Origin of the sequence: Roseovarius sp. (genome assembly GCF_027019125.1) — a bacterium.
Taxonomy (GTDB): Bacteria; Pseudomonadota; Alphaproteobacteria; order Rhodobacterales; family Rhodobacteraceae; genus Roseovarius.
The window spans coordinates 1-1752 of record NZ_JALUXE010000013.1; the positions used below are offsets into that span (position 1 = coordinate 1).

The following is a 1752-nucleotide window of genomic DNA, read 5'->3' on the forward strand; positions in this document are numbered from 1 at the left end:
AACGCACCCTCATCCTCACCGGAGCCAGCCGCGGCATCGGCCACGCCACCGTCATGCGGTTTTCGCAGGCAGGCTGGCGGGTCATCACCTGTTCGCGCCACGCCTTCCCGGAAAACTGCCCGTGGGAAGCGGGACCGGAGGATCACATCCAGGTCGATCTGTCGGACCCGGACGATACCGAGCGCGCGGTGGCGGAAATCCGCAACCGCCTGCGCGATCAGGACAGCTGCCTGGACGCGCTGGTGAACAATGCGGGCATCAGCCCCAAGGGCCCCGATGGCGGCCGGCTGGGGACGATGAACACGGAGCTGGCCGACTGGCTGCACGTCTTCCACGTCAACCTCTTTGCCCCGGTCTTCCTGGCGCGCGGGCTGGTGGACGAGCTTGAAAAGGCGCAAGGGGCGGTGGTGAATGTGACGTCGATTGCCGGCAGCCGCGTGCACCCATTTGCCGGGGCCGCCTATGCCACCTCCAAGGCGGCGCTGGCCGCGCTGACCCGTGAGATGGCGTCCGATTTCGGTCCCCGCGGCATCCGCGTCAACGCCATCGCGCCGGGCGAGATCGATACCTCGATCCTGTCACCGGGCACCGAGAAGATCGTCGAGGAAATCCCCATGCGCCGCCTCGGCCAGCCTGCCGAAGTGGCGGAGACGATTTTCTATCTGTGCTCACCGCAGTCGAGCTACGTCACCGGTGCGGAGATCCACATCAATGGCGGCCAGCACGTCTGACAGGAGGACGTCTGACGGGAACACCCTCAGGCGGTGCGCAGGCCCTCCTTGGTGACCCAGTGCTCGGTGGCATCCAGCGCCCGCTCCAGCCGGTCGAACATCTCGTTGACCTCGTCTTCCTGGATGATCAGCGGCGGGCACAGGGCCACGATGTCGCCGCCCAGCGCGCGTGACAGGAGACCCTCGGCTTCCGCATTCATCTGGCAGGTGATGCCGACCTTCTGCGCCGGATCAAACGACCGCTTGGTGGCCTTGTCGGCGACAAGCTCCACCGCGCCGATCAGCCCCTTGGCCCGCGCATTGCCCACCAGCGGGTGGTCGGCGAGCTTTGCAAAGCGCGCTTCGAAAACCGGTGCGAGCTTGCGCACATGGCCGACGATGTCGCGCTTCTTGTAGATCTCAAGCGTCTTGATGGCGACCGCCGCGCAGACCGGGTGCGCCGTATAGGTATAGCCATGGCCGAAGGTGCCGATCTTCCGGCTTTCCTCCAGCATCGCCTCATACATCTCATCGCCAATGGTGATCGCGCCGATGGGCAGATAGGCCGATGACAGCGCCTTGGCGACGGAGATTGAATCCGGCTGCATGTCGAAGGTCTGCGATCCGAACATGTTGCCCGTGCGCCCGAAGCCGCAGATCACTTCATCGGCCACGAAATAGACGTCGTGCTTGTCGAGCACCTTCTTGATCTTGGGGAAATAGCCGTCGGCCGGGATAAGAACGCCGCCCGCACCCTGGATGGGCTCGGCGAAGAACGCCGCCACCGTGTCCGGGCCTTCATGCTCGATGAACTGGTCCAGTTCCTTCGCCAGGCGGTCCGTAAACTGATCATCCGTCTCCCCCGGTTCCGCCTCGCGATAGGCAAACGGGCAGTTGACGTGGTGGATACGGTCAATCGGCAGGTCGAAATCGCGCTGGTTGGGCACAAGCCCCGTGAGGCTGGCGGTGGCGACCGTGACGCCGTGATAGGCGCGCTTGCGGGAGATGATCTTCTTCTTCGCAGTCTTGCCGCGGGCGTTGT

Annotated in this window: 2 protein-coding genes; one reads left to right on the forward strand and one right to left on the reverse strand. The window is 64.7% G+C overall.

Annotated elements, in window-relative coordinates; all coding sequences use genetic code 11:
- Nucleotides 1–731: SDR family oxidoreductase (locus MVC20_RS06030; protein ID WP_297539446.1), on the forward strand; the 731-nt coding region annotated here is incomplete at its 5' end.
- 26 nt (nucleotides 732–757) lie between these two features.
- Here the strand turns inward: MVC20_RS06030 and MVC20_RS06035 are convergent.
- The coding region (locus tag MVC20_RS06035; protein WP_297539448.1) for an aminotransferase class III-fold pyridoxal phosphate-dependent enzyme at nucleotides 758–1752 on the reverse strand (995 nt) is incomplete at its 5' end.